The following is a 1,350-nucleotide window of genomic DNA, read 5'->3' as shown; positions in this document are numbered from 1 at the left end:
GCGTCGTCCGCTCATGAGGTGATGCGGGGCGGAGCCGTCGTAGTACTCCGAGTCGGGGAAAGCCCGTCACATGGGGAAGGGCGGCAGTGAGGGACTGCGGGGAGGAGCTGTAACGGCATGGAGACACCGGTGAATTCCGGTGAGTCGTGGCCCGGCTTCGATGAGGCCTGGCTGCGGGTACGGCGAATGCAGGCCAAACTGCACTTGTGGGCGACCCGGGACAAGGGTCGCGTGTTCAACGATCTGTATAATCTTGTGCACGATCCTGCGTTTCTGGTGCATGCGTGGGAGCGGGTTCGGAGGAACAAGGGTGGCCGGACTGCGGGAGTGGATGGGATTGTTCCACGGAATCTCTCGGAGTTGCCGGTCAGTTTCTTGTCGAATCTGCGCCGGGAGCTGAAAGAGCGGACGTTCCGTCCGCGGCCGGTGCGGGAACGGCTGATCCCGAAACCTGGCACGACGAAGAAACGCAGGCTGGGTATACCAACTGCGGCGGACCGCGTGGTGCAAGCGGCGCTGAAGCTGGTGCTGGAACCGATCTTCGAGGCGGACTTCGCCCAAGCTAGCTATGGGTTCCGCCCGGAGCGCCGGGCCCAGGACGCGATCGCTGAGATCCACCACTTCGCCACCCAGCGCTATGAATGGGTGTTCGAAGCGGACATCGAGGCGTGCTTCGACAACATCGACCATGTGGCCCTGATGGACCGCGTGCGCCGGCGAGTCAAAGACAAACGCGTCCTCGCCCTGATCAAAGCCTTCCTCAAGGCGGGAATTCTGTCCGAGGACGACATTGATCGGGACACCCTCACGGGAACCCCGCAAGGCGGGATCCTCTCGCCGTTACTGGCGAACATCGCACTGTCGGTACTGGACGACCACTTTCAGCGGAAATGGGATGCGTTCAGTATCGGGACGAAGTTCCCGGAACAACGACGACACCGATTCCGCAAGGCGGGCGGAGCGACCTGCAAACTCGTCCGTTACGCGGACGACTTCGTGATTCTGGTGGGCGGGGCCGAGCATCATGCGGCAGCCTTGCGGACCGAGGTCGCTGATCTCCTCCGGCCAGCAGGGCTTTCCCTGTCGGTCGAGAAGACCCGTGTCGTGCACATTGATGACGGTTTCGACTTTCTGGGGTGGCACATCCAGCGCCGCCACAAGGCTGGAACTGCAAGCAAGAGGGTGGTGTACACGTATCCGTCCAAGAAGTCGCTCAGCAGGGCAATCGGGAAGGCGCGGGTCATCACCCGCAGATCGGGATCACCTTATGTTTCGCTGGAACAACTCCTGAGACGCCTCAACAACGCGGTCAGGGGATGGTGCAACTACTTCCGGCATGGGGTCTCATCG

1 protein-coding gene is annotated in these 1,350 nt (G+C 62.0%); it reads left to right on the top strand.

From position 1 onward, the window contains the following. Window positions 1-117: 117 nt before the first annotated feature. Window positions 118-1,350: group II intron reverse transcriptase/maturase (gene ltrA / locus ABZV40_RS46420; RefSeq protein ID WP_355456518.1), on the top strand; the 1,233-nt coding region annotated here is incomplete at its 3' end.

This window comes from Lentzea sp. NPDC004782, from assembly GCF_040609115.1.
GTDB lineage: Bacteria > Actinomycetota > Actinomycetes > Mycobacteriales > Pseudonocardiaceae > Lentzea.
The sequence above is the reverse complement of the archived record's forward strand: the minus strand, read 5'-3'. Positions and strand labels throughout refer to the sequence as shown.